Genomic DNA, 26,066 nt, shown 5'->3' with positions numbered 1-26,066 from the left:
GCTCCTGTCTACAGCACCTCGGTAACAGCGAACTGTTGCCGGGTGCCCGCCACCAGAATCTCCACCTCGTCACCCTCGAACTTGCCCAGCAAGCCTTTGCCCAGCGGCGAGCGCGGGGTGATGACGGTGACCGGCTGGCCGACCACGTCGACTTTCAGGCCCGCCGCATCCGGCGCCAGAAACAGCCATTGCTCACGACCCCTTTCATCTTCCAGACCGAGCAGGGCGCCGATCTCAATTCCGCGTTGATCGTCATAGGCCCGAAGCGTCAGGTTCTGGCAGACCGCCAGTGACTGGCGGATCTCCTCGACCCGTTTCGCTTGCCCGGCCGCCAGGTACGACGCCTCGAGCCCCAGGGTGTCGTACTTGTTTTCGGCGATGTTCTCTTCGTGGGTCGCGGTTTCGTAAGCGGTTTGTGCCGCGCGTTCGGCGATATCGAGGTCGACGCGCAGTTTGTCGAGAATCAGTTGGTGGACGGTGTGCTTGTTCATGATCAATCGCAGAATTGCAGGACGTTGGCGCGGCTCTTTTCGCTTGGGGCCGTCTGATCCTGCTGGAGCCAGAACTGGCATTTAGGGTTCGACTGGTTGCGCGTGCTGCTGCGGGCCTGATCCAGGCGATTCTGCTGTTCGTTCTTGCGCAGGTTTTCTTCGTACTGCTCGAACAGGCGGTTTTGCGACTCGGGCTCGGTCTGCGGCTGGGCGACTACCGCAGGCTTGCTCAGCTGTTGCACTGCATCCGCCACCGGTTGCAGTTGGCGGCTGAACAGCATCGAAGCGAGCCAGCAAGTCAGCGCAATGGCCAGGAATCCCAGCCACAGACCCAGGGCAATGCTGCCGGTCAATTGCAGCGCGCTAAGCTGGACAGGCAAGGGGCGACGTGGGGTAGGACGGTAGGGCATGGCTGCCTCCTGGCGGATGATTGCGGGCAAGTGGCGATTGTCGCACGAAGATTAATTGTCGTCGGCTCTTCTGCACGCGGACATTAATGCGGACAATCGGCGCTTTTGCCAACGGGAGTCTTGAATGCCGCAACCGAAAACCCGCTGGGACATCTTTTGCACCGTGGTCGACAACTTTGGTGATATCGGCGTGACCTGGCGTCTGGCCCGGCAACTGGCGGCCGAGCATGCGCTGGCGGTGCGGCTGTGGGTTGATGATCTGCGTGCGTTCGAGCGTATTTGCCCGGAGCTCGACATCAGTCTCGATGCGCAATGGCAGCAGGGTGTCGAGGTCCGGCACTGGCCGGCAGAATGGCCAGTAACCGACGCAGCCGACGTGGTCATCGCCGCGTTCGCCTGCCAGTTGCCGAGCGCCTACATGGACGCCATGGCCGAGCGGGAAAAGCCGCCATTGTGGATGAACCTCGACTATCTCAGCGCCGAGGACTGGGTGGTTGGCTGCCACGGTCTGCCTTCGGTGAAGTACAAGTCCGTACAGAAGATCTTTTTCTTCCCGGGGTTCCAGGCCGGCACTGGCGGATTGTTGCGTGAAAGCGGACTGCTGGATCGGCGTCGGCGGTTTCAGCAGGATCCCGAGTCGCAGCGACAATTCCTGCAAGCCTTGGGGGTCGTTCCTGCGCCCGGTGCGCAACTGATTTCGCTGTTCGCCTACGAGAATGCCGGTCTCGCCAGCTGGCTGGATGTGCTCGCCGCTGATTCGACACCGACTCATCTGCTGGTGCCGGAAGGGCGGATTCTCGGTGATGTCGCGCGCTGGCTCGGTGTCGAGTCGCTGTCGGTCGGCGACTTCAATGTGCGCCAGGCGCTGACCGTGCAGGTGTTGCCGTTTGTCCGCCAGGATCAATACGATCAATTGCTCTGGTGCTGCGATTTCAACGCGGTGCGCGGCGAGGACTCGTTTGTCCGTGCGCAGTGGGCCGGTCGTCCGATGCTGTGGCACATCTATCAGCAGGACGAAGATATCCATCTGGACAAGCTCGACGCCTTCCTCGCGCTCTACGGAAAAGGCCTTTCGCCCGCCGCTGCCGAGGCGATGAACGGTCTTTGGCGGGCCTGGAGTGCCGGGCAGCCTATCGGCCAGCACTGGCTTGAGGCCCGTAAATACTGGCCCGAACTGCAGGAAAATGCCGAAGCATGGTGTCTGGAACAGGCCTTGCAGGCCGATCTTGCGACGGCGCTGGTACAGTTTTACCGAAATTGGATATGATACGCGGCCTAGATTTTTGTAAATCCCATCCAAATTCGGATATTCGCAATGAAAACTGGTAAAGAACTCAAACCCGGTACCGTGATCCGTATCGACAACGATCCTTGGCTGGTTCAGAAAGCTGAATTCACCAAATCGGGCCGTAACAGCGCGATCATGAAGACCAAGCTGAAGAACCTGCTGACCGGTTACAAGACCGAAACCGTTTACGGTGCGGACGACAAGCTGGACGACGTGATCCTCGACCGCAAAGAAGCGACCCTGTCCTTCATCAGCGGCGACACCTACACGTTCATGGACACCACTGACTACACCATGTACGAACTGAACGCCGAAGACATCGAAAGCGTTCTGCCTTTCGTTGAAGAAGGCATGACCGACGTTTGCGAAGCCGTGTTCTTCGAAGAGCGTCTGGTTTCCGTAGAACTGCCGACCACCATCGTGCGTCAGGTTGACTACACCGAAGGTTCCGCTCGCGGTGACACTTCCGGCAAGGTGATGAAGCCTGCCAAACTGAAGAACGGTACCGAGCTGTCGGTTGCTGACTTCATCGAAATCGGCGACATGATCGAGATCGATACCCGCGAAGGCGGTTCCTACAAAGGCCGTGCGAAATAAGCACTGCTTTTTGCGGAAAGGAAAAGCCCGACCATTGAGTCGGGCTTTTTTGTGCCTGCGATTTTTGCTGCCGGGCAGTTACACGGTCACATGCAGGCGTACATCGACATTGCCACGGGTGGCGTTGGAGTACGGGCAGACCTGGTGGGCGGCGTCGACCAGGCTTTGTGCGTCGGCCTGTTCCAGGCCCGGCAGGGCGATGTGCAGGTCGATGTCCAGACCGAAACCACCAGGAATCTGACCGATGCCGACGTGAGCGGTGATCGACGCGTCGTCCGGGATTTTGCGTTTGGTCTGGCTGGCGACGAATTTCAGGGCGCCGATGAAGCAGGCCGAGTAGCCGGCAGCGAACAGTTGCTCAGGGTTGGTGGCCGCGCCGCCGGCACCACCGAGTTCTTTCGGAGTGGCCAGTTTGACGTCGAGGATGTTGTCGCTGGAGATCGCACGACCGTCACGGCCGCCGGTGGAGGTTGCGATTGCGGTGTAGAGAGTTTGCATGGTGTGAGCCTCGTCGAGTGTGTGGTTTGTTGCGCTAATTGTTTGCGCGCTAACTAGGTGCGAAGTAAATGTACTTCGCTAATATTTAGTGCGCAAGATAAATTTTTGCGAAAGTACGGAAGCGAGACGTGGATCAGCTCGGGATGAGATCTCAAGCTTCTGATATGAAAGGTTTTTTTTGAGATAAAAACGAGAGAAAAAAATTTCGGGAGAGGGGGGTGAAGCAGAGAAAAATGCGATTTCCCTGCAGGTGCGAAACTGCTCCTGCAGGGAAGGGGACGCTTAAATCAGGCTGTCCTGCAGATGACCACGCAAGGCCTGCAATTCGGCTTGCAGGTTTTGCAGGCGTTCCAGCGTGAAGCCACTGGCCCCCAGAATGCATTGCGGAACGGTCCGAGCCTTGTCTTTCAGCGCGCGTCCCTGTGCAGTCAGTTCAACGATCACCACCCGTTCATCCTCGCGGCTGCGGGTCCGGCTCAAGAGTCCTTCACCTTCCAGACGCTTGAGCAGCGGGGTCAGCGAACCCGGGTCGGTCAGCAGGCGCGTGCTGATTTCTCCGACGGTCAGACCATCCTTCTCCCACAGTACCATCATCGCCAGATACTGCGGATAAGTCAGGCCAAGTGCTTGCAGCAAGGGCTTGTAGACCTTGGTCATCATCAGCGAGGTGGAATGCAGAGCGAAGCAGGCCTGATTGTCGAGCAGCAGTTCTTCGCAGTGGTCGGTGGTGTTGCGGTCGGTGGTCATGTCGGTGCCTTGAACGGTAATGCGGATGAATCTAGCGCTCGATTGTTTAATGCGCCAGACAATTGTGCCCGGTGGCGAATCGGTCAGTGCCGGCCAAGCTCTCGTTGCAGCGCCAGATCCCACGGTGGCACGGGGCTGAAACGGGTCTTGAGGTATTCCAGCAGCAGGCGGCTGCGGGAGCTGGCCTGTTGTTCCAGCCGCAGCGCGTAGATGCCGGTGCTCTCCGGTTTCGGCAGGCCGTTTTCACAGAACAGCGGCAGCAACTCGCCACGCAACAGGTATTCGCTGGCCAGCCAGGTCGGCAGATGCGCGATCCCGAGTCCCGCGAGCGCGCCGCAGACCAAGGCCTCGGCGTTGTTGGCGCTCATACGAATGCGCGCCGGACGGTGAAGTTGCATTTGCCCGTCGTGTTCGAATCGCCAGGCGAAGGGCGGGGCAAGGCCATCCCAATCGAGGCCGTCGTGTTCGCCCAATTGAGCGGGCTCGCTCGGCACGCCCCGACGCTTGAGATAGTCGGGGCTGGCGCAGGCGATGCGCACCATGCTCGCCAGCGGTGTGGCGACCAGTCGGGTGTCGGCCATTTGCCCGGCGCGCAACACCAGATCGACCTTGCCCAGGTTCGAGCCATCCATGTCGACAAAGCTGTCGATCAGATGCAGTTGCACGTCCAGGCCCGGATACAGCACCAGAAAATCGGCAATTACCGGCGCCAGGTGCCGCCGTCCGAACGCTGCCGGCGCATCCACCCGAATCAGGCCTTCCGGCGCGCTGCTCAGTGACACCGCTTCGGCGCGGGCCAGTTGCAGCTCGGCAACGATTCGCCGCGCCCGTTCGGCAAATGCCAGACCGGCCGGTGTGGCGCGCACCGCATGCGTGCTGCGGATGAACAACTGGCTGCCGACAGCGCTTTCCAGGCTGTCGATACGCCGGGCGACGGCCGAAGGCGTGAGCGGATGTCGACGTGAGGCGGCGGAAAAACTGCCGCTCTCCAGTACGTCGAGGAACAGTCCGAGTTGTTCGGTCAATTGATTGGGGTTCATGAATCGGCTCAGTGCCTATGCGAATTTGGCACAGCCATTGTGCGTTGCTGTGCGTTTCCGTGCCAGCGCCGACTGCGTAGGATGGGGCGCCTGACGTATGAGGAATTCTGCTGTGATCGAGTTTTTGCTGTACCTGTTGTTTGGCGCCGCCCTTGGCACATTGGGTGGGATATTCGGCATCGGTGGCGGCTTGATCGCCATTCCGCTGCTGGGTGTGTGGTTCGGCCTCGATCAACAGATCGCCCAAGGCACGGCGCTGGTGATGGTGGTGCCGAACGTGATGCTGGCGCTGTGGCGTTATCATCAGCGCAACCGCATTGAACTGAGGCACGCGCTGCCGTTGGCGGTGATGGGATTCTGTTTTGCGTGGATCGGCTCGATCTGGGCCGTGGGCATCGACGCGCAAACCATGCGCATCGGATTTGTCGCGTTCCTCGTGGCGTTGTCGGCCTACAACCTGGTGCGAATGTTCGGCGCGCGGCGGGCAGCGACTTCCGAGATGCGTTATTCCTGGCCGTGGCTGGGCGTGCTGGGCGCGGCGTCGGGCACTATGGGCGGTCTGTTCGGGGTCGGCGGGGCAGTGGTGGCGACACCGGTGCTGACCAGCCTGTTCGGCACCACTCAGGTGGTCGCCCAAGGCCTGTCGCTGGCGCTGGCATTGCCCAGCACCGGTGTCACGCTGGTGACGTACGCGGTGCATCACGAAGTGGACTGGATGATCGGCCTGCCGCTGGCCCTCGGCGGTCTGGCCAGCATCAGTTGGGGCGTGAAAGTGGCCCACGCCATGCCGGAAAAACTCCTGCGTGGGCTGTTCTGCGGGTTCCTGGTGCTGTGTGCGGTGATGCTCGCCTTTAAAGTTTGAAGCCTTCAACGATGTGCTCGGCCAGGCACTCGGTGATTGGCGACGGATTGTTCAGGTTGCGGATCAGCATGATGCTGGCCTCGGGCAACAACGGCAGATCTTCGGCGGCGCCGAGAATCCGCAGGTCCGGTGTTATCAGGCTTTCCAGTTGCGCGGTGATCGCCAGACCCGCGCTCACCACTGCCATCAATGCCGAAAGGCTGGTGCTGTTGTAGGCGATCCGGTATTCGCGGCCCATGGCGTCCAGCGCATTGCAGGCCCACAGGCGGCAGAAGCAATCACTGTTGAACATCGCCAGTGGCAACGGCGTCTGCTCGTGGGCGCTGAAGTTCTGCGCCTCGGCCCAGACGAAGCGCTCCTTGCGCAGCAACTGGCCAATCTCGTTGCCCGGCTCGCGGGTGACGATCGACAGATCCAGATCCGTGCGTTGCAGTAGCTGTCGGGTCGACTCGCAGTGCACTTCAATCTGGATCAACGGATAGAACTGGGCGAAGCGCGACAGGATCCCCGGCAGAAAGCGCATCACATAATCGTCCGGCGTGCCGATCCGCACCGTACCGACCATGTGCGGCTCGCGCAGGGTGTTGAACACTTCACTGTGCAGTTTCAGGATGCGCCGCGCATAGCCGAGCAACACCTGGCCTTCAGCGGTCAGGCGCACCTGACGCCCGTCACGCTCGAACAACTGGCGCTGCAACACGTCCTCTTCCAGACGCTTCATCTGCATGCTCACGGCCGATTGGGTGCGGTTGACCATTTCACCGGCGCGGGTGAAACCGCCCTGATCGGCAATCGCGACAAAGGTGCGCAGCACATCGGTATCGATACTGGGGTACGCCGACAATTGATGAATCTCCGTGATGCATGCCATCAGAAACATTCGTTGGATTGATCGTAGCCCCGGCGCGAGACTTGAGCCATCCCAAAAAGGAGGCAACACGATGAAAGGTCAAAAACTGTATGTGAGCGATGAAAGAGTGCCGGTCCATCTGATTTCCGATTTGCTGCACAAGTTTAGCCGCTGGTACGAACTTCACCGTGAACGCGAACTGCTCGCCAGTCTGAGCGACGAGGCTTTGAAGGATATCGGGGTCAGCCGTGCCGATGTCGAACATGAAGCGATTCGGCCGTTCTGGGACGATCCGATGCATAAATGATGAGGCCATCGCTACACAAACCACTTTGTAGTGAGGTAGGTTGCGAGCAGACACGGAGGTACATATGCCCGCGACTTTGTCCTTTTCCCTTAAACAGGCTCGACGTCTGGCACTGGCTGCCCAAGGGTTTCACGGGCGCCAGCCGCCGGCTGTCAAAGCCCTGCACGTCAACCGGCTGATCGAACGCCTCGGCCTGTTGCAGATCGACTCCGTCAATGCCGTGGTGCGCTCGCACTACCTGCCGCTGTTTTCCCGTCTCGGTTCCTATCCTTCCGATTTGCTCGATCAGGCTGCCTGGAGTTCGGGGCGACGTCGTTCGCTGTTCGAATACTGGGGCCACGAAGCGTCGTTGCTGCCACTGTCGATGTACCCGTTGATGGGCTGGCGCATGCAGCGGGCCAAACGGGGCGAAGACATTTATCAGCAACTGGCACGTTTCGGCCGCGAGCAACAGGACACCATTCGCCGGGTACTGGCGTCGGTCGAGGAGCAGGGCGCACTGGGCGCCGGAAGCCTGTCGACCCGTGAGGAAAAGGCCGGCCCCTGGTGGGACTGGAGCGCGGAAAAACATGCACTGGAGTGGCTGTTTGCCGCCGGCGAAGTGACCGTCGCCGGACGGCGCGGCTTTGAAAGGCTGTATGACCTGCCGGAGCGAGTGATCCCGGCCTCCGTGCTGCAACAACCATTGCCCGATGAGGCCGAGGCGCAGCGCGGTTTGCTGCGGCACGCGGCCGAAGCTCTGGGCGTGGGCACGGAAAAAGACCTGCGCGATTATTTCCGCCTGAACCCTGCCGATGCCCGCCCGCGCCTGGCCGAACTGGTCGAGGACGGGCAACTGCTGACCTGCGAAGTCGCTGGTTGGCGCCAGATTGCCTACTGCCTGCCCGAGCCGAAAACCCCGCGCAAGGTCGAGGCCAGTGCATTGCTGTCGCCGTTTGATTCACTGATCTGGGAGCGCAGCCGGACCGAGCGGCTGTTCGATTTCCGCTATCGGCTGGAGATTTACACGCCGCAGGACAAGCGCGTTTACGGCTATTACGTACTGCCGTTCCTGCACAACGAACGGATTGCTGCGCGGGTCGATCTGCGTGCCGAACGGGCGGCCGGGCGCCTGGCAGTGCATGCGGTGCACGAGGAAGAAACGGGACTGGACGACGCGGGGATGCTGGCCTTGGCGCTGAACCTGCGGCAGATGGCGGATTGGCTGGGGCTTGAGCAGGTGCAACTCAATTGCCAGCGCGAAAGTGCCGACCGGTTGCGGGTGACGTTGGCTCAAGTCGAAAACGACCGAGCCAACGTCATCGCGATTTAGCGTTTGACCTGTTTCAGCGTCTCGGCGATCAAGAATGCCAGTTCCAGCGACTGATCGGCATTCATCCGTGGGTCGCAGTGGGTGTGATAGCGATCCGACAAGCCATCTTCGGTGATCGGCCGCGCGCCACCGATGCATTCGGTGACGTTCTGCCCGGTCATTTCGATATGGATGCCGCCGGCGTAGCTGCCTTCCGCTTCGTGAACCTGGAAGAACTGCTTCACTTCGCCAAGGATCTGCGCGAAGTCGCGGGTCTTGTAGCCGCTGCTGGCCTTGATGGTGTTGCCGTGCATCGGGTCGGAACTCCACAGCACCTGCTTGCCTTCGCGCTGTACCGCGCGGATCAGCGCCGGCAGGTGATCGCCGACCTTGTTCGCACCCATCCGCGCGATCAGGTTCAGGCGGCCCGGATCGTTGTCCGGGTTGAGCACGTCGATCAGGCGGATCAGGTCGTCGGGGTTCATGCTCGGGCCGACTTTCACCCCGATCGGGTTGTTCACCCCGCGCAGGAATTCGACGTGAGCGCCGTCGAGCTGACGGGTGCGGTCGCCGATCCACAGCATGTGCGCCGAGCAATCGTAGTAATCGTTGGTCAGGCTGTCGCGGCGCACGAAGGCTTCTTCGTAGTTCAGCAGCAACGCTTCGTGGGCCGTGAAGAAGCTGGTCTCGCGCAGTTGCGGCGAGCTGTCCATGCCGCAGGCGCGCATGAACGCCAGGGTTTCATCGATGCGGTCAGCGAGGTGGCTGTATTTTTCCGCCAGCGCCGAGTTGGCGATGAAGTCCAGGTTCCACTTGTGCACCTGATGCAGGTCGGCAAAACCGCCCTGAGCGAAGGCGCGCAGCAGGTTGAGGGTGGCGGTGGACTGGTGATAGGACTGCAGCAGACGCTCCGGATCCGGCACGCGGCTGGCCGAGTCGAAACCGATACCGTTGACGATGTCGCCCCGGTAGGCCGGCAGGGTCACGCCGTCGATGGTCTCGTCGTTGGCCGAGCGCGGCTTGGCGAACTGGCCGGCCATGCGCCCGACTTTCACCACCGGGCAACCGGCGGCGAAGGTCATGACGATCGCCATTTGCAGCAGCACTTTGAAGGTGTCGCGAATCTTCGCGGCAGAGAACTCGGCGAAGCTTTCCGCGCAATCACCGCCCTGCAGCAAAAATGCCCGGCCCTGGGTGACTTCGGCAAACTGACGACGCAGCTCCCGCGCTTCGCCGGCAAACACCAGCGGCGGATAACTGGCCAGCGTCTGCTCGACCTGGCGCAGGTGCGCGGCGTCGGGGTATCGGGGTTGTTGCTGGATCGGCAGGGCGCGCCAGCTGTCAGGGCTCCAGGGTTGGCTCATCACGGTCTCTAAGGTTCTACGCACGGACGGCCATGTTAGCAGCAATTAGTGCGTGACCTGCTCGTGCCGCATCGCGGACAATCGCCGCTTTGCCACAGTGCTGTTGCGGTAATGATCTGGAGACGAAATGACTGAGGAGCGCGTCGAGCTGTTGCTCGCCGAGGTACAGGATGAGTTCGGCGTGATTCGCGTGCTGGAAGTGGCCGACTACCGCTTTCTGGAGTTCGGCGATGCCATCGAGCAAAGCTGTGTGTTTACCGCCGACCCGAGCTGGCTGGAGTACGACTACACCCGGGCGATGCTGATCGGCGCGCTGTGTCATGAGCAACCGGAGAGCGCGTTGTTTCTCGGCCTTGGCGCCGGCACGCTGACCCAGGCCTGCCTCAAGTTCCTGCCACTGGAAGACGTCGAAGCCATCGAGCTGCGCCCGGACGTGCCACGTCTGGCCATCGAATACCTTGGTCTCGATGACGATCCGCGTCTGTACATCCGCGTTGGCGATGCAATCGAGCTGCTGCCGACGGCCGAACCGGCGGATCTGATCTTCGTCGACCTCTACACCGATGTCGGCCCGGGCGCCGCGCACCTTGCGTGGAATTTCCTCGGTGACTGTCAGAAACGTCTGAATCCAGGTGGCTGGCTGGTGATCAACCAGTGGGCCACCGATGACGGCAAACCGCTGGGGGCGGCGCTGCTGCGCGGGCTCTATCACCGGCATTACTGGGAACTGCCAGTGAAGGAGGGCAACGTGATTCTGATCGTGCCGGCGGATCTCGATCAGGTACTGGACATGCAGGCGCTTACCGCGCGAGCTGAAGCGCTGGCGCCGAAGCTGGGTTATTCGTTGCAGTCGTTGATCAACTGCATCCGTCCGGCGACTTGAGTCTTAAAAGCCTTTGAAGTCGCCAGGTCTGCGCTCCACCAGCGAACGCACACCTTCCTTGGCATCCTCGGTTGCCAGCAGTTTCTTCACCAGCGGCGGCAAGCTCTGCGCCGCTGCGGTCTCGCCTTCATAGCGCGCCTGGCGCGCCGACATCAGTGTCGCCTGCACGCCAAGCGGCGCCTGTCGGGCAATCCGTTCGGCCAGCTCAATGGCGCGCGGCAGCAAGTCTTCGCTGGCCATGACTTCCTGCACCAGACCCAGGCGCAACGCGTCATGGGCATCAAACTCGTCACCGGTCAGCAGCCAGCGCATGGCATTGCCCCAGCCGGCGATTTGATGAAAGCGTAAAGTCGCACCGCCGAATGGAAAGATCCCGCGCTGCACTTCCATCTGGGCGAAGCGGGTGTTGCTGGCGCACAGGTTGATGTCGGCGGCGAGCATCAGCTCGATGCCGATGGTCAGGCAATAACCCTGCGCGGCGACGATCACCGGTTTACTGACCCGCGGTCCGACGAAGACGCCCCAGGGATCGCAGCCGCCGGTCGGCACCTGCCAGCCCTGGGCGAGGGCGGAACTGGCGTTGACCAGATCGAGTCCGGCGGTGAAATGCTCGCCATGGCCGAACACCACCGCCACCCGCGCGTCGCTGTCGGCCTCGAATTCGCCGTAGGCCAGGGCCAGGTCGTTGAGCAGATCGAGGTCGAAGGCATTGCGCTTGGCTGCACGGTCCAGACCGATCAAATGGACGTGGCCGTGGCGCGCACGGCTGACGCGGCCGGGGCAGGGCTGATTCATGGGTGTTTCCTCGGACGGGAAGAAAGGGTGCAGCGACCAGATGCCGCACGTCGGTGAATCGTTTAAGCGCCATCGCCCGCAGGGCCGGGGTCTTTGAAAAATAGACCTTTGCCCGATTATCCGCAAAACCCCGTTACACAGCGGTGACAACTGTATTTCGCCGATAAAAAAAGCTCCCTTTTTGGGCAAATTCCGGTATAGTGCGCGCCGGCCTTTAACCGGGCCGCGTTTAGGTAGCGCAATTCCCCGAAGTCAGCTTCGGCTGCACGTCCGCACTGCGGGCTCTTCCTTGACGATTCTTTTTCATTCATTCGTTTTCGCAAATCCCCGCCGACAAAGCTGCCAGGGCGACTCTTGAGTCTCAACACGGCATGTGCAGCTTTGGAGCATGGGTCTTTGCGGATGCACTTAGAGGCAGACCCATGACCCAGGAAATCGGCGGCTTCGCCGCTCTTGAACTTCATCCCAATATTGTCGCTGCAGTAGTCGCTACCGGCTATGAAGAGCCTTCGGCCATTCAGCAGCAGTCGATCCCGATCATCCTCGCCGGTCACGATATGATTGGTCAGGCGCAAACCGGTACCGGTAAAACCGCTGCCTTTGCCCTGCCTATCCTGCACCGCATTGATCCGTCCAAGCGCGAGCCGCAAGCTCTGATCCTGGCCCCAACTCGTGAGTTGGCGCTACAAGTTGCAACCGCTTTCGAAACCTACGCCAAGCAAATGCCGGGCGTAACTGTTGTGGCTGTCTACGGCGGCGCGCCGATGGGCCCACAATTGAAAGCAATCCGTAATGGCGCACAGATCGTTGTCGCCACTCCGGGCCGTCTGTGCGACCACCTGCGTCGCGACGAAAAAGTGCTGCAGACCGTGAACCACCTGGTTCTCGACGAAGCAGACGAAATGCTCAAACTGGGCTTCATGGACGACCTCGAAGTCATCTTCAAGGCCATGCCGGAAACCCGTCAGACCGTATTGTTCTCGGCGACCCTGCCGCAATCGATCCGTGCCATCGCCGAGCGTCACCTGCGCGATCCAAAGCACGTGAAGATCCAGAGCAAGACTCAGACCGTTACCGCGATCGAACAGGCTCATCTGTTGGTTCACGCTGACCAGAAGACTTCTGCCGTTCTCAGCTTGCTGGAAGTGGAAGACTTCGACGCTCTGATCATGTTCGTGCGCACCAAGCAAGCGACCCTGGATCTGGCCAGCGCCCTCGACGCCAAAGGTTACAAAGCCGCAGCGTTGAACGGCGACATCGCCCAGAACCAGCGTGAGCGCGTCATCGACTCGCTGAAAGATGGCCGTCTGGACATCGTTGTGGCGACCGACGTTGCCGCCCGTGGTCTGGACGTACCGCGCATCACCCACGTATTCAACGTGGACATGCCGTACGATCCGGAATCCTACGTGCACCGTATCGGCCGTACCGGCCGTGCCGGTCGCGAAGGCCGCGCGCTGCTGCTGGTGACTCCGCGTGAGCGCCGCATGCTGCAGGTTATCGAGCGTGTGACCGGTCAGAAAGTTGCCGAAGTGCGTCTGCCGGACGCCCAGGCCGTTCTCGATGCTCGCATCAAGAAACTGACCAACAGCCTGTCGCCGCTGGTGGCTGACGCCGAATCGACTCACGGTGATCTGCTGGATCGTCTGACCGCCGACATCGGTTGCACCCCGCGTGCCCTGGCTGCCGCGCTGCTGCGCAAGGCCACCAATGGTCAGGCGCTGAACCTGGCAGCGATCGAGAAGGAACGTCCACTGGTGCCGAACAGCGCCCCACGTGGCGATCGTCCTGAGCGTTCCGGTGATCGTCCGGACCGTGGTGACCGCGAGCGTCGTGCTCCGATGCCGCTGGGCGAAGGCCGTGCCCGTTGCCGTACCGCGCTGGGCGCGCGTGACGGTATCGCGGCGAAAAACCTGCTGGGCGCCATCCTCAACGAAGGTGGTCTGGCACGTGAAGCCATCGGTCGCATCCAGGTGCGTGACAGCTTCAGCCTCGTCGAGCTGCCGGAAGATGGTCTGGACAAGCTCCTGACCAAACTGAAGGACACTCGCGTTGCCGGCAAGCAGCTGAAGCTGCGTCGCTACCGCGAAGATTGATCTGCCCCCGGGCTGATTGATCGAACATAAAAAATCCCCGACTGGTTCGGGGATTTTTTTTGCCTGCGATTTGGGCATCAGCCGAAGCGATAGATGTCCATGCCCAGCGCCCCCATGGTGAACCCTTGGTGCGTAACGCTGAAATCACCACCGGCGCCACGGGCAAAGTACAGCGGCAACAGGTGTTCATCACTCGGATGGCTGCGCACGGCGTTCGGTGCCTGCTGGCGGTAAGCGTGCAGGGCGGTTTCGTCGTTGGCAGCGAGCTTGTCGATCATCCAGTCACGGAAGTCCCGGGCCCACGGCTCGACACTTTCCGGGCCGGCGTGCCAGTCCAGTTCCCGCAGGTTGTGGGTGATGCTGCCGGAACCGATCAGCAGAATGCCCTGATCGCGCAGGCCGGCCAGCGCCTGGCCCACGCGGGTCTGCAACGCCGGGCCGCCACGGCTGGGCAGGGACACCTGGACCACCGGGATGTCCGCTTGCGGATACATCAGCGAAAGCGGCACCCAAACGCCATGGTCGAAGGGGCGTTGCGGGTCGAGGCGTGCTGGCAGGTTGTTGGCGGTCAGCAGATCGGCGACTTCGCGGGCCAATTGCGGATTGCCCGGTGCCGGGTACTGCACTTCAAACAAAGCACGAGGGAAACCGCCGAAATCGTGCCAGGTTTCCGGTTGCGGATGGCTGCTGACCAGCAGTTCATGGCTTTCCCAATGGGCGGAAACGATGACAATGGCTTTCGGGCGTGGCAGTTCGGCGGCCAGGCGCGCCAGGGCCGGGCCGCTGGCGCCGGGCTCCAGCGCCAGCATGGGCGAGCCGTGAGAGATAAACAGGCTGGGAAACATGGAAGGGTTCCTGAGCGTTAAGATGGCTCATCTTCAGTCAGATCATTGATCTAATTCCAATATAAGTTTTAACGCTTTTTGATCGAATTCTTGGGAGGATGCATGCAGCCGGATTTTTGGCACAAGAAGTGGGAATCGAACCAGATCGGCTTTCATCAGCCTGAGGTGAACCCGTATTTGCAGCGGCATTGGCCCGATATGGCAATCCCGGCGCAGTCGCGGGTGTTGGTGCCGTTGTGCGGGAAAAGCCTGGATCTGCTGTGGTTGGCCGGTCAGGGGTATCGGGTTCTCGGTGTCGAGCTGTCCGAGAAGGCTGTCGAGGATTTCTTCCGCGAGCAGCAACTACAACCGCAAATCAGCGAAGAGGGTGGCTTCAAAGTCTATCGGGCCGGGGCGATCGAGTTGAGGTGCGGGGATTTCTTTGCCTTGTCCGCGAATGATGTGGCCGATTGCACGGCGCTGTATGACCGTGCGGCGCTGATCGCCTTGCCGGCGCCAATGCGTGAGCGCTATGCGGCGCATTTGTTGAACATCCTGCCGACGGGGCTGCGTGGGTTGCTGATCACGCTGGATTACGATCAGGCTCAGATGCCCGGACCACCGTTTGCAGTGACAGATGCCGAGGTGCAGCGGCTGTTCGGTGGTGACTGGACGGTGCAGGCGCTGGAGGAACAGGACGTGCTGAGCGAAAGCGGGAAGTTCCTGCAGGCGGGAGTGACAAGACTGGAGGAGCGGGCGTACCGGCTGGCCGGTCAGTAACAGGCACAAAAAAGGCCCGCATCACTGCGGGCCTTTCTGTTTGAGCGGGGCTGGTCAGCCGCGACGACGCAGGGCGTCGATACGCTCTTCCAGCGGCGGGTGGCTCATGAACATACGGGCCAGACCCTGTTTGATGCCACCGTTGATGCCAAAGGCGTTCAGGGTATCAGGCATGTGCACCGGCAGACCCTGTTCGGCGCGCAGGCGTTGCAATGCGTTGATCATCGCGCCCGTACCGGCCAGGCGTGCACCGGCATCGTCGGCTCGGAACTCGCGTTTGCGCGAGAACCACATCACGATCGCGCTGGCCAGAATGCCCAGCACCAGTTCGGCGAAAATGGTTGCGATGTAGTAGGCCGTGCCCTGGCCTTCTTCATTCTTGAAGATCACCTTGTCGACGAAGTTGCCGATGATCCGCGCGAAGAACATCACGAAGGTGTTCACCACACCCTGGATCAGCGCCAGGGTGACCATGTCACCGTTGGCCACGTGGCCGATTTCGTGGGCCAGAACGGCCCTCACTTCGTCTTCCTTGAATCGCTCGAGCAAGCCCTGGCTCACCGCGACCAGCGCGTCGTTCTTGTTCCAGCCGGTGGCGAACGCGTTCGCTTCGTAGGCCGGGAAAATCCCGACTTCGGGCATCTTGATCCCGGCTTCGCGGGACAGTTGCTCGACGGTCTGCATCAGCCATTGCTCGTGACGGGTGCGCGGCTGGGTGATGATCTGGGTGCTCGTGCTCATCTTCGCCATCCACTTGGAGATGAACAGCGAGAACAGCGAACCGGCGAAACCAAAGACGGCACAGAAGACCAGCAGCTGACTGAGGTTGAGGTCAACCCCGTTGGCCGCCATGAACCCGTTGAAGCCGAACAGGCTCAGGGTGATGCTGGCTATCAGCACGACCGCCAGGTTAGTGGCCAAAAACAGCAGGATGCGCATCATGGTTGTAGAAATCTCCTCAAGCTAAAGATGTAGCGTACTGCGGGGTATATAAGGCGCGGCACCGGGTGATTCAACCGAGTGACTATTTCAAACTGTGTCCTGCATCGGATTCTCCGGTGGGCGGGTCAATTCCCACTCCTGAAGACGACATGGATGACAGCCACGCGCCACCCACCGGCATTGCATCAGGCGCATGTGACCGGTACGAATCGACAGTGTAGAAGGCGTGCGGAAGGGGGCGGAGCAGAAGTGTTGCTGAATCAGACAGTGCGCAACGAAAGGCTCGTTGCGCACGGATGGCCGGTTACTGGCGGTAGGACTTGAGGAAGTTGCCGATGCGCCCGATGGCCATGTCCAGGTCATCGACCCGGGGCAGGGTCACGACGCGGAAGTGATCCGGCCACGGCCAGTTGAACGCTGTGCCCTGAACCACCAGCAGTTTCTCGGACAGCAGGAGGTCGAGGACGAATTTCTCGTCGTTGTGGATCGGGCAGATTTTCGGGTCGATCTTCGGGAATGCATACAGGGCACCCATCGGCTTCACGCAGCTCACGCCGGGAATGTCGTTGAGCAACTCCCAGGTGCGGTTGCGCTGCTCCAGCAGGCGACCTTGCGGCAGCACCAGGTCGTTGATGCTCTGATAGCCGCCGAGGGCGGTCTGGATCGCGTGCTGGCTCGGCACGTTGGCACACAGGCGCATGTTGGCCAGCATGTCGATGCCTTCGATGTAGCTGTGGGCGTTGTGCTTCGGCCCGGAAATGGCGATCCAGCCGGAACGGAAGCCCGCCACGCGATACGACTTCGACAGACCGTTGAAGGTCAGGCACAGCAGGTCTGGTGCCAGCGAAGCGGTGCAGATGTGCACGGCGTCGTCGTAAAGAATCTTGTCGTAGATCTCGTCGGAGAACACCACCAGGTTGTGCTGGCGGGCCAGTTCCAGCATGCCCAGCAACACTTCCTTCGAATACACCGCGCCGGTCGGGTTGTTCGGGTTGATGATCACCATGGCCTTGGTGTTCGGGGTGATCTTGGCCTTCATGTCGGCCAGGTCCGGGAACCAGTCGGCGCCTTCGTCGCACAGGTAGTGCACGGCGTTACCGCCGGCCAGGCTCACGGCAGCGGTCCACAGCGGATAGTCAGGCGCCGGCACCAGCACTTCGTCGCCGTTGTTGAGCAGGGCCTGCAACGACATCACGATCAGCTCGGACACGCCGTTGCCCAGGTAGATGTCTTCGATGCCGACACCTTCGACCTGCTTCTGCTGGTAGTACTGCATCACGGCCTTGCGTGCGCTGAACAGGCCTTTGGAATCGCTGTAGCCCTGGGCGGTCGGCAGGTTGCGGATCACATCCTGGAGAATTTCGTCCGGCGCTTCGAAACCAAAGGGCGCCGGGTTGCCGATGTTCAGCTTGAGGATGCGATGGCCTTCCTCTTCCAGGCGTTTGGCGTGCTTGAGCACCGGGCCGCGAATGTCGTAGCAGACGTTGGCGAGCTTGTTCGATTTGCTGAACTGCATGGCAATGTGATCCCGAAAATGAACGATCCAGACGGCGAGTGGACAACCGTGCTGGGAATCCTGCGTCTTCACACAGGCAAGCGTCTTGAGCGGCGGTTTCCAACAATCCGTTTGAATGCGCAGGATCCCGCTGCCAGACTGGCGTATGACGAGGCGCAATCATACGTGCCGCCCGATCCGTGGAAAAGGTACAGATCGGGCTTTTTCAGCCGCTGAGGTGTGATGATGGAAAAGATAGAAAAGACCCTGGAAGAATGGCGCGCGATGCTCGACCCGGAGCAATACAACGTGTGTCGTCTCAGTGCTACCGAGCGACCGTTCTCCGGCAAGTACAACGCCACCAAGACCGACGGCGTCTATCACTGCGTCTGCTGCAATGAGCCGCTATTCGATTCCAAGACCAAATTCGACTCCGGTTGTGGCTGGCCCAGCTTCTACGCGCCGATCGGCGACAGCGCCATGACTGAAATCCGTGACACCAGCCACGGCATGATCCGCACCGAAGTGAAATGCGCCCGTTGCGACGCGCACCTCGGCCACGTATTCCCCGACGGCCCGCCGCCGACCGGTCTGCGTTACTGCATCAACTCGGTGTGCCTGGACCTGGTGCCGCGCGAATAACCGATGCGGGCGATCTTTGGATCGCCTTTCGGATAATTAAATTGCACACAATTCAATTGCTCGCTATTTTTGCAGCTTCTCAACTTCCCGGAGTGCGCACCAATGAGCGATAACCTGCTGACCATCCCGTGCACCACCATCAAGGGTGAGCAAAAGACCCTGGCCGATTTCGCCGGCAAAGCGGTGCTGGTGGTCAACACTGCCAGCAAGTGCGGTTTCACCCCGCAATACAAAGGCCTTGAGGAGCTTTGGCAGACTTACAAGGATCAGGGCCTGGTGGTATTGGGCTTTCCGTGCAACCAGTTCGGCAAGCAGGAACCCGGCAACGAGGGTGCGATCAGCGAATTCTGCGAGCTCAATTACGGCGTCAGCTTCCCGCTGTTCAAGAAGATCGAAGTCAACGGCACCGGTGCGCATCCGCTGTTCGTGCAACTGAAGAAACGCGCACCGGGCGTACTGGGTTCCCAGGGCATCAAGTGGAACTTCACCAAATTCCTGATCGGCAAGGACGGCCAGTTGGTCAAGCGCTTCGCCCCGGCCACCAAGCCGCAGGACCTGAGCCGCGAGATCGAAGCCCTGCTCAAATGAACGAACTGTCAGCCGATGCGCTGAAGCTCGACAGTCAGTTGTGCTTCAAGCTGTACGCCGCGTCCCGGGCGGTGATTCGTGCCTACAAGCCGATGCTCGATCAGCTCGGGCTGACCTACCCGCAATATCTGGCGATGCTGGTGTTGTGGGAATGGCAGGACATGCCGCCGGAGCAACCCACTGTCAAGGCACTGGGTGAGCGTCTGGCGCTGGATTCCGGGACGCTGACGCCGCTGCTCAAGCGTCTGGAGCAACTGCAACTGGTGCAGCGTCAACGCTCGGCGCGGGACGAGCGTGAGGTTCACCTGAGCCTGACGCCTCAGGGGCTGGCGCTGCGCGAGCAGGTCGGGCCGTTGAAGGATCGCCTGTTGTGTGACAGCGGAGTGGACCTGGATCGGCTCAACGAGCTGCGCACCGGCCTTGATCATCTGCTGGGGCAAATCAAAGCGCTGTCGTAGTCGGTATCCACTGATCCAGCAGCGCGGCCAGTTCTTCGCGGCGGAAGGGCTTGGCCAGGTAATCGCTCATGCCCGCCGCCCGACAGCGTTCCCGCTCCTCGGACATGGCGTTGGCCGTCAACGCCACGATCGGCAAGTGCGGCCAGCGACCGCTCTGGCGGATCTGCCGGCTCGCTTCGTAACCGTCCATCACCGGCATGTTGCAGTCCATCAGCACCAGATCGAATTCGTGGTGTTCCAGTTGATCCAGCGCTTCTGCGCCATGGGCCGCCACTACCACTTCGCAACCAAGTTTACTGAGCATGCCTTTGGCCACCAGTTGGTTGACCGGATTGTCTTCCACCAGCAACACCCGACCGCGACGCTGTGAAGGCAAACTTTCAAGCCGCCCGCGGTCGATGGTGGTGATGTCCGGTTGCAGGGTTCGGCGCAGATTCTGATACAGCGCATTGCGTGCCAGGGGGCGAGCCTGCTGTTGCAATGGGGCGAGGGCGGCGGCTTCTTCGCCCGGCAGGAAACTGCCGTAGGCGGTCACCAGCAGAATCGGTGCGGTCATGGTCGGTCGCAGGCCGAACAGGCATTCGGGGCAATCCGTGATGATGATGTCCGGTGACGGGCCGAGCAGTGACGCTTCAATCGTGCGCTGTTCGTACGACAGGCCCCAGACCGGCAACAGACTGCTCAGCAGCTCTGACAGTCCGCTGGCCGCTGTGGTGATGGCAAGCACGCTGCCATGCAGTTGTGCCGGAATGACCGCACGGGTGTGGCAGGGCAGTGGCAGTTCGGCACAGAACTGGCTGCCGAAACCGACTTCCGAGCTGATCGTCAGGCGTCCCTCCATGGCTTCGCACAGGTTGTAGGTCAGCGCCAGGCCCAGTCCGGTGCCGCCGTACTGGCGAGTGATACCGGCCCCGGCCTGGGTGAACGGCTGGAAAATCTTCACCTGGGCTTCCTGGGCAATGCCGATGCCGGTATCGCAGACCTCGATGCGCACGCCGTCCTTCCAGGTCGACAAACGCACATCGACCCGGCCGAAGCGGGTGAACTTCAGGGCGTTGGACAGCAGGTTGCTGACAATCTGCCTGACCCGGGTCGGGTCGCCGAGCACCAGCGCCGGGAAGTGCGGATCGATCAGACACGTCAGTTCGACGCTTGGCGCCGCATTCTGTGACAGCAGGTTGGCAGTGTCTTCAACGAGCGAACCGAGGTCGAACGGGATGTGCTCGAGCTCCAGTTGCCCGGCATCGAATTTCGACAGGTCGAGAATATCGTTGAGCAACTCCACCAGCACCTTGCCCGAGTCGTGGGCAATGGACAGTTGCTGCTGTTGTTCGCCAGTGAGCGGGCCGTCGAGGGACAGCGCGATCATGCCCAGCAGACCGTTGAGCGGAGTGCGGATCTCGTGGCTCATGTTGGCGAGGAACGCCGAGCGCGCCTCGGCCATGTCCAGTGCGGTGCTGCGGGCGACCTCCAGTTCCTCGTTGGACTGGCTGAGGCGGGCGTTGATGGCCTTCAGTTCGGCGGTGCGTGCCGACACGATATCTTCGAGTTGAGCGAGGTAGTCAGTAAGGCGGTTTTCTGCGGTGCGCCGCTGCTGGATTTCCGTGGCGATGTTCTCGAACTGCTGGTTGGCGACCTTCACCAGCACGCCGATCTCGTCGTTGGCGTGTCCGCCCGGACATTCCAGGGTGGTCGGTTCGGCACTGCGCGGATCGCGCCCGCTGAGTTCACGGATCACCCGCACCAGTGGTTTGGTCAGCATCACGTAGAACAGCGCCAGCAGGATGCCGGTCAGGATCAGGCTGCGGGCAAACCCGTTGAGCAGCGTGATTTCGGCCCGGCGCAGGAAGCGGCTGCCGAAGGCATAAGTGTCCACTTCCAGGCTTAACGTACCGAGGGATTCGTTGGGCAAGTGGTCGAGATAGAGCCGGTCTTCGAACTCGCGTTTGGCGCCGAACAGAAAGTCGCTGATCAACCGATAGCCGCTTTGCAGTTCCGGGCGTTTGACGCTGGCCAGCACCGTCTGATTGTTGTCGGTCAGTTGCGCGGAAATGATGGCCGGCGAGCGCAGCAGGCCCAGCGTGAGTTCCTGGGCCAGCTCGGCATCGATGTTGTAGGCGATGCGCGAGGCCGGGTTATGGCTGATTTCCAGCAAAGACAGGATTTCACGGTTGATGGAGGCGTCTTCACTGGCATAATCGATGCCGATTTGCAGCAGACTGAGCAGCGTGCCCAGAATGAACCCGACCAGCACGGTAAGCCTGGCTTGCTTGTAAGACAGCCGGTGGGTGAATTTGATATCCATGGGGTGTTGAACCACTTACGTTTCCCTTCGCTGCTCAAGCATAGTCGATCATGCATGGATACCGGAGTTCCCGCATCGCCTTGTAACAAGGGCCGGGCCGGGTGTCGAACGCTATCGGTCGTCGCTGTATCGCCATCATTACTGTGAACCAGCCCGAGGAGAAGACGTGGATTCCCGATTGAATGCTTTTCTTGAGCGCGCCGAGTCGGTTCTGGCGCGGATCGAACCGCTGCTGCCGGCGCCGCGCCCGGTCATCGACTGGGGCACTTGCCTGGCTGCACGCTGGCAGCGCGATGGTCGCAGCGGCTATCTGTTGCCGCTGGAAGTCAGCCTCGACATGCGCCTGTCGGACCTGATCGGTGTCGATCGGCAACTGGAGCAACTGGGCCGAAATACCCAACAGTTCCTCGACGGTATGCCGGCCAACCATGCGCTGCTCTGGGGTTCACGTGGTACCGGCAAATCCTCGCTGGTGCGGGCGTTGCTGGCCGAACACGCCAAGGCCGGCCTGCGTCTGATCGAGATCGAGCGCGATCACCTGGCCGACCTGCCACGGGTGGTGGAGCAGATCGCCAAGTTGCCGCAGCGTTTCGTGCTGTTCTGCGATGACCTGTCGTTCGAATCCGGCGAAGGCGATTACCGCGTGCTGAAAAGCGTGCTGGATGGCTCGCTGGAACAAGCGCCGGACAACGTGTTGCTGTACGCCACTTCCAACCGTCGCCATCTGGTGCCGGAAAAGGAAAGCGACAACGAAAACTGGAAGCGCGTCGACGGCGAGCTGCATCCGAGCGAAGCGGTGGAAGACAAGATCGCCCTGTCGGATCGCTTTGGCCTGTGGCTGTCGTTCTATCCGTTTACTCAGGAACATTTCCTCAATGTCGTCGAACACTGGATCGGGCAACTGGCCGCCAAGGCTGGCCTGACCTGGCAGCGCGACGAACAACTGGACATTCTCGCCGTGCGCTGGGCGACCGGCCGTGGCAACCGCAACGGACGTTGCGCGTACCAATTCGCCCGTTACTGGGTGGGACTGAAATTGCTGGAGCACAAGGCATGATTGATTTGCAACAGAGCGGCCAGGGCCTCGAAGGCTATGGCATGTTGGCCGCGCAACTGGAGTCGCTGCTGGCGGACGAGCGCGATTTCATCGCCAATGCCGCGCAGTTTTCGGCGTTCCTGTTCAACCAGCTCGACGATCTGAACTGGGCCGGTTTTTACCTCAATCGCAATGAAGAGCTGGTGCTCGGTCCGTTCCAGGGTCAGATCGCTTGCGTACGCATTCCGTTCGGTCGCGGTGTGTGTGGCGCGGCGGCGGCCAGTCTGCAGACACAACGGGTCGAAGACGTTCACGCGTTCCCCGGCCACATCGCCTGTGACAGCGCGTCGAACAGCGAACTGGTGGTGCCGTTGGTCAAGGACGGCCGCCTGATCGGTGTGCTCGACCTCGACAGCCCGAAGCTTTCGCGTTTCGGCGCAGACGATCAGGCCGGAATCGAACGACTGGCAGCGATCTTCCTGCGCCTGACCGACTGCTGATCACGCTGCCAGGCCCGCCTTGCGCAGCACGCCGGCGGGATCGACCGCATCGATCTGTTGCGGTTCGAGGAACCGACTGGCGTATTGCAGGTAAAGGCCTTCGCGGATGAACAGGCCGAACAGCTCGGCATCGATATGCGCCTCACGGCACATGGTGGCCATGATCCCCAGCGCCTCGCTGAGGGTCTTGGCCTTTTTGTATGGGCGGTCGGCGGCGGTCAGCGCTTCGAAGATGTCGGCAATCGCCATCATCCGTGCCGGCAGGCTCATTTCCTCGCGTTTCAAGCGTTTCGGGTAACCGGTGCCGTCCATTTTTTCGTGATGGCCGCCGGCGATTTCCGCCACGTTGTTCAGATGCCCGGGGAAGGGCAGATGGCTGAGCATCAGGATCGTCTGCACCATGTGGTGGTTAATGATGTAACGCTCCTCTCGTGTCAGCGTGCCGCGAGGAATGCTCAGGTTGTACAGCTCGCCGCGGTTGTATTTGTAGCGCGGGACATCGAGTTTGAACCCCCATGGGTTGTCCTCCGGAATCAGCTCGCTGTCGGCGCGTTCGAGCAGGTGTTCGGGCTTGTCGGACAGTAATTTTTCGCTGACGGGCAGGGTCGGCGCCGGCGTTCGTGCCTGGCGTCGGTTTTCTTCCCAGGACACGCCCAGCCGATCATCCAGCGTGCGGGTCCAGGTGCGCTGCGCAATGCCCTCAAGACGCTGAAGGTCGGTGTCGGCCATGGCTTCACTGCCCAGGTTGCAGCGAGCGACGAAACTGAAATCGTCATCCAGAGACGCCAGCGTCGTGTCGCGCAGGCTGGCCAGTTGTCGTTCGTCCCCACCCGATGCCAGAGCTTGCCAGTAGCTGATCCAGGCATCGCGCTTGAGCACTTCGAAGCGGGTACGGATTTCGTGAATGCGATCGTTCAGGGTTTCCAGTTTGGTGGCTTTGTCGACGACGTATTCCGGCGTCGTGACCTTGCCGCAGTCGTGCAGCCACGCGGCGATGTGCAAGGCTTCCCATTCATCCTCACTGGGCTGGTAGTCGCTGAAGGCCGGGGCTTCGCTCGCCGCCGCGGCGTGGGCGAGCATCAGGGTCAGTTCCGGCACGCGCTGGCAATGGCCGCCGGTGTAAGGACTCTTGGCATCGATGGCGCCGGCCAGCAGTTGAATGAACGCATCGAGCAGCTGTTTCTGCCGCGCTTGCAGGCGCTGGCTCTCGATGCTCACCGCCGCCGCGCCGGACACCGCTTGCAGGAAAGCGATGCGGTCGGGACGCAGCTTTTCCAGGTCGGCCGGGGTGCCGCTGTCGCTGATCAGCAATACCAGCAGACCGATTGTCTCGTTGTGCCGGTTGTGCAGACGGATCCCGATCAGGTGTACGCGCGGTGTTTCCATGGCCAGCAGTACTTTTTGCAAGTCGGCAGCCTGTTCGAAGCCGAGGCTGCTCACTACGTTGTCGGCCTTCGCCAGTTGCTCAAACCAGCCGGGGCCTTGGGTGGCGTCGAGGTTGTGTCCCTGGATATCGAAGGCAGCCAGCGTCTGTGAGGTGCCATCGACCACCAGCCCATAAGGTTCCATGCGGTTGCCATCACTTTCCCGCAGGTAGATCAGCCCCGCCTGAGCCTGAGCAATCTGCACCGTTTCGAACAACACCCGCTGCAGCAGCGGGGCGAAGCGGGTTTCGGCGGTCAGGCTGTCGGTGATGCGAAAGAAGCTGGCCAGAGTGTCTTTCATCCGCGCCATCGACACGCTCAACTGATCGACCTCCAGCACCGGCGAGCGACGGGTCACGGGAAAGTTGAAATCGAAGCTGCGGATGGCGTCGGCTTCCTTGACCAGTGAATGCAGCGGTTTGACCAGAATCCGCGAGATCAACCAGCCCAGCGGCAGGCACAACAGCAGGGTGGCGAGGGTGATCAACGCACCCTGCCAACGCATGCGATAGGCATCGACCAGCAGCTCGTCTTCCGGCACCAGCAAGGCCAACTGCAAACCTTTCGGACCACCTTCCTGCAGTCTGCTGCGGGCGACGATCCAGCGTCGCCCGTCAGCATTCAGGCGTTTGCCCTGATGATCGGCAGACAGCAGGGCATGCAGGCCCGGGCTCAGGTCGGCAGCCCTGGCCAGGCGCGCAGTGCGATCATCGACGATCAGCCGGCTGCTGTCGGGGTACGCTACGGCGTTGCCTTCGGCGTCGAAGAGGACGATTTCTGTCGCTGGCGTCACCACGTGCTTGGTCAGGGTCGCCGACAGCGCGTCGAGGGTCAGGTCGGCAGCGATCACTGAGTGCTCACCGCTGCGCCGGGCGAGGGTGGTGCCGACATTGTGGGTGGAAAAGAAAACGTAGGGTTCGGTGGTGATCTGCTCGTTCTGTTTTTGTGCGCCGGTGTACCAGCTTCGGCTGCGCGGGTCGTAGGCATCGTCCGGATTGTCCTGATGACCGACCGCCGACAACGCCTGATCGAAGAACAGCGACTGTGACCGGACACCGCCATTGGCATCATGCTCGATGCTCCAGACCTGATAGGCCGCTGCGTCCGGCGCCTTGAGCAAGGTTTTGAGCGACGCGGTGCGCAACGGCCGCACCATGAAGAAATCACCGTTGTCGTAACCCAGATACAACGATGCCAGGTCCGGGTTGTCCGCCAGTGACTGGCTGAACGGTTTGAGCAGTGTCAGGCGTTGTTCAAGGGCGGAGGCCTGAGTCCCGGGGTTGTCCGCGAGCAGGCTCAGCAAGTGCCGGATCGGCGCATAGGTCGATTGCAGATCGACGCGCACATCCTGCTCGATGCGCTCGAACAGCTTTTCGCTGCTCGACAGAATGATCTGCGTGGTCTGCCGGTAGTTGAACAGCCCCAGCACAACCCCGGTGAGCAACAGCAGAAAGGTGAACATGACGCTGATATGCACGTGCAGGGGGAACCGGCGTTGATCCGGGCGCAGTGGGCTGGGCATTACGGACTCTCCGAGTTGATAAACACACTGC

27 protein-coding genes are annotated in these 26,066 nt (G+C 61.1%); 14 read left to right on the top strand and 13 right to left on the bottom strand.

Annotated elements, in window-relative coordinates; translation table 11 throughout:
- Nucleotides 1-8: 8 nt before the first annotated feature.
- Nucleotides 9-491, bottom strand: coding sequence for a GreA/GreB family elongation factor (locus tag CAG02_RS18185; protein ID WP_085710766.1), 483 nt, complete (start codon nt 489-491; stop codon nt 9-11).
- Between the two features lie 2 nt (nt 492-493).
- Nucleotides 494-901: a hypothetical protein gene (locus CAG02_RS18180; RefSeq protein ID WP_085710765.1), complete on the bottom strand. Its 408-nt coding sequence runs from the start codon at nt 899-901 to the stop codon at nt 494-496.
- Between the two features lie 124 nt (nt 902-1,025).
- On the opposite strand from CAG02_RS18180, the gene earP reads away from it, so the two are divergent.
- Both earP and CAG02_RS18170 read left to right on the top strand, forming a co-directional pair.
- Nucleotides 1,026-2,168 (top strand): elongation factor P maturation arginine rhamnosyltransferase EarP, encoded by a 1,143-nt coding sequence (gene earP, locus CAG02_RS18175; RefSeq protein ID WP_085710764.1) that lies wholly within the window; start codon nt 1,026-1,028, stop codon nt 2,166-2,168.
- Between the two features lie 48 nt (nt 2,169-2,216).
- Nucleotides 2,217-2,786, top strand: a complete 570-nt coding sequence (locus CAG02_RS18170; RefSeq protein WP_003226785.1) for an elongation factor P — start codon at nt 2,217-2,219, stop codon at nt 2,784-2,786.
- Nucleotides 2,787-2,864: 78 nt separating this feature from the next.
- Here CAG02_RS18170 and CAG02_RS18165 read toward each other — a convergent pair whose 3' ends face one another.
- The 3 genes from CAG02_RS18165 to CAG02_RS18155 form a co-directional block, all read right to left on the bottom strand.
- On the bottom strand, nt 2,865-3,284 hold the full coding sequence (locus CAG02_RS18165; RefSeq protein ID WP_085710763.1) for an organic hydroperoxide resistance protein: 420 nt from the start codon (nt 3,282-3,284) through the stop codon (nt 2,865-2,867).
- Between the two features lie 282 nt (nt 3,285-3,566).
- The gene (locus CAG02_RS18160; protein ID WP_085710762.1) at nt 3,567-4,031 is read right to left on the bottom strand and encodes a MarR family winged helix-turn-helix transcriptional regulator; all 465 of its coding nucleotides are present in this window, start codon (nt 4,029-4,031) and stop codon (nt 3,567-3,569) included.
- A gap of 83 nt (nt 4,032-4,114) precedes the next feature.
- The gene (locus tag CAG02_RS18155; RefSeq protein WP_085710761.1) at nt 4,115-5,071 is read right to left on the bottom strand and encodes a LysR family transcriptional regulator; all 957 of its coding nucleotides are present in this window, start codon (nt 5,069-5,071) and stop codon (nt 4,115-4,117) included.
- A gap of 112 nt (nt 5,072-5,183) precedes the next feature.
- Between CAG02_RS18155 and CAG02_RS18150 the strand changes: the two genes are divergently transcribed.
- Complete coding sequence (locus tag CAG02_RS18150) at nt 5,184-5,933, top strand: sulfite exporter TauE/SafE family protein (RefSeq protein WP_170931620.1); 750 nt, start codon at nt 5,184-5,186, stop codon at nt 5,931-5,933.
- Here CAG02_RS18150 and CAG02_RS18145 read toward each other — a convergent pair.
- Nucleotides 5,923-6,777 (bottom strand): LysR substrate-binding domain-containing protein, encoded by an 855-nt coding sequence (locus CAG02_RS18145; protein WP_170931623.1) that lies wholly within the window; start codon nt 6,775-6,777, stop codon nt 5,923-5,925. The genes CAG02_RS18150 and CAG02_RS18145 overlap by 11 nt on opposite strands.
- Nucleotides 6,778-6,874: 97 nt before the next feature.
- On the opposite strand from CAG02_RS18145, the gene CAG02_RS18140 reads away from it, so the two are divergent.
- Nucleotides 6,875-7,090: a DUF1127 domain-containing protein gene (locus tag CAG02_RS18140; RefSeq protein WP_085607148.1), complete on the top strand. Its 216-nt coding sequence runs from the start codon at nt 6,875-6,877 to the stop codon at nt 7,088-7,090.
- A gap of 64 nt (nt 7,091-7,154) precedes the next feature.
- Entirely contained in the window at nt 7,155-8,402 is a 1,248-nt protein-coding gene (locus CAG02_RS18135; protein ID WP_085710758.1) for a winged helix-turn-helix domain-containing protein, read from the top strand.
- Here the strand turns inward: CAG02_RS18135 and CAG02_RS18130 are convergent.
- On the bottom strand, nt 8,399-9,745 hold the full coding sequence (locus CAG02_RS18130; protein ID WP_085710757.1) for a class II 3-deoxy-7-phosphoheptulonate synthase: 1,347 nt from the start codon (nt 9,743-9,745) through the stop codon (nt 8,399-8,401). The two genes, CAG02_RS18135 and CAG02_RS18130, sit on opposite strands and share 4 nt — an antisense overlap.
- A gap of 127 nt (nt 9,746-9,872) precedes the next feature.
- Here CAG02_RS18130 and CAG02_RS18125 point away from each other — a divergent pair, with 127 nt between their 5' ends.
- Nucleotides 9,873-10,628: a spermidine synthase gene (locus CAG02_RS18125; protein WP_085710756.1), complete on the top strand. Its 756-nt coding sequence runs from the start codon at nt 9,873-9,875 to the stop codon at nt 10,626-10,628.
- 3 nt (nt 10,629-10,631) lie between these two features.
- On the opposite strand, the gene CAG02_RS18120 is transcribed toward CAG02_RS18125, so the two are convergent.
- Complete coding sequence (locus tag CAG02_RS18120; RefSeq protein ID WP_085710755.1) at nt 10,632-11,423, bottom strand: crotonase/enoyl-CoA hydratase family protein; 792 nt, start codon at nt 11,421-11,423, stop codon at nt 10,632-10,634.
- Between the two features lie 422 nt (nt 11,424-11,845).
- Between CAG02_RS18120 and CAG02_RS18110 the strand changes: the two genes are divergently transcribed.
- On the top strand, nt 11,846-13,519 hold the full coding sequence (locus tag CAG02_RS18110) for a DEAD/DEAH box helicase (protein WP_007955707.1): 1,674 nt from the start codon (nt 11,846-11,848) through the stop codon (nt 13,517-13,519).
- Between the two features lie 77 nt (nt 13,520-13,596).
- On the opposite strand, the gene CAG02_RS18105 is transcribed toward CAG02_RS18110, so the two are convergent.
- Nucleotides 13,597-14,364, bottom strand: a complete 768-nt coding sequence (locus CAG02_RS18105) for a class III extradiol ring-cleavage dioxygenase (RefSeq protein WP_085710754.1) — start codon at nt 14,362-14,364, stop codon at nt 13,597-13,599.
- 102 nt (nt 14,365-14,466) lie between these two features.
- Here CAG02_RS18105 and CAG02_RS18100 point away from each other — a divergent pair, with 102 nt between their 5' ends.
- Nucleotides 14,467-15,123 (top strand): thiopurine S-methyltransferase, encoded by a 657-nt coding sequence (locus CAG02_RS18100; protein WP_085710753.1) that lies wholly within the window; start codon nt 14,467-14,469, stop codon nt 15,121-15,123.
- 54 nt (nt 15,124-15,177) lie between these two features.
- Here the strand turns inward: CAG02_RS18100 and htpX are convergent, their stop codons facing one another.
- Together htpX and CAG02_RS18090 are read right to left on the bottom strand one after the other, a co-directional pair.
- Nucleotides 15,178-16,065 carry a protease HtpX gene (gene htpX / locus CAG02_RS18095; RefSeq protein ID WP_085710752.1) on the bottom strand — a complete coding sequence of 296 codons (888 nt, stop codon included), beginning with the start codon at nt 16,063-16,065 and terminating at the stop codon, nt 15,178-15,180.
- A 304-nt stretch (nt 16,066-16,369) separates the two neighbouring features.
- A complete protein-coding gene (locus CAG02_RS18090) occupies nt 16,370-17,581 on the bottom strand; it encodes a pyridoxal phosphate-dependent aminotransferase (protein WP_085710751.1) in 1,212 nt (403 codons plus the stop codon).
- Nucleotides 17,582-17,599: 18 nt separating this feature from the next.
- Between CAG02_RS18090 and CAG02_RS29600 the strand changes: the two genes are divergently transcribed.
- The 4 genes from CAG02_RS29600 (at nt 17,600) to CAG02_RS18075 (ending at nt 19,248) form a co-directional block, all read left to right on the top strand.
- On the top strand, nt 17,600-17,797 hold the full coding sequence (locus tag CAG02_RS29600; RefSeq protein ID WP_139831879.1) for a hypothetical protein: 198 nt from the start codon (nt 17,600-17,602) through the stop codon (nt 17,795-17,797).
- Between the two features lie 9 nt (nt 17,798-17,806).
- On the top strand, nt 17,807-18,202 hold the full coding sequence (gene msrB / locus CAG02_RS18085; protein ID WP_085711016.1) for a peptide-methionine (R)-S-oxide reductase MsrB: 396 nt from the start codon (nt 17,807-17,809) through the stop codon (nt 18,200-18,202).
- A gap of 102 nt (nt 18,203-18,304) precedes the next feature.
- Nucleotides 18,305-18,790 (top strand): glutathione peroxidase, encoded by a 486-nt coding sequence (locus tag CAG02_RS18080; protein ID WP_085710750.1) that lies wholly within the window; start codon nt 18,305-18,307, stop codon nt 18,788-18,790.
- Nucleotides 18,787-19,248, top strand: a complete 462-nt coding sequence (locus CAG02_RS18075) for a MarR family winged helix-turn-helix transcriptional regulator (protein WP_085710749.1) — start codon at nt 18,787-18,789, stop codon at nt 19,246-19,248. The genes CAG02_RS18080 and CAG02_RS18075 overlap by 4 nt, the downstream gene beginning before the upstream one ends.
- Here CAG02_RS18075 and CAG02_RS18070 read toward each other — a convergent pair.
- On the bottom strand, nt 19,232-21,553 hold the full coding sequence (locus CAG02_RS18070) for a response regulator (RefSeq protein WP_085710748.1): 2,322 nt from the start codon (nt 21,551-21,553) through the stop codon (nt 19,232-19,234). The genes CAG02_RS18075 and CAG02_RS18070 overlap by 17 nt on opposite strands.
- Before the next feature lie 166 nt (nt 21,554-21,719).
- Here CAG02_RS18070 and CAG02_RS18065 point away from each other — a divergent pair, with 166 nt between their 5' ends.
- Together CAG02_RS18065 and CAG02_RS18060 are read left to right on the top strand one after the other, a co-directional pair.
- Entirely contained in the window at nt 21,720-22,610 is an 891-nt protein-coding gene (locus CAG02_RS18065; RefSeq protein ID WP_085710747.1) for an ATP-binding protein, read from the top strand.
- Nucleotides 22,607-23,089, top strand: coding sequence for a GAF domain-containing protein (locus tag CAG02_RS18060; RefSeq protein WP_085710746.1), 483 nt, complete (start codon nt 22,607-22,609; stop codon nt 23,087-23,089). Before CAG02_RS18065 ends, CAG02_RS18060 begins: the two co-directional genes overlap by 4 nt.
- Here the strand turns inward: CAG02_RS18060 and CAG02_RS18055 are convergent, their stop codons facing one another.
- Nucleotides 23,090-26,035, bottom strand: coding sequence for an HD domain-containing phosphohydrolase (locus CAG02_RS18055; RefSeq protein ID WP_085710745.1), 2,946 nt, complete (start codon nt 26,033-26,035; stop codon nt 23,090-23,092).
- Nucleotides 26,036-26,066 lie beyond the last annotated feature (31 nt).

The sequence above is a fragment of the Pseudomonas sp. R43(2017) genome, from assembly GCF_002112345.1.
In the GTDB taxonomy this organism is placed as follows: Bacteria; Pseudomonadota; Gammaproteobacteria; order Pseudomonadales; family Pseudomonadaceae; genus Aquipseudomonas; species Aquipseudomonas kribbensis.
Note: the sequence above shows the minus strand (reverse complement) of the source record. Positions and strands in the feature narration are given on the sequence as shown.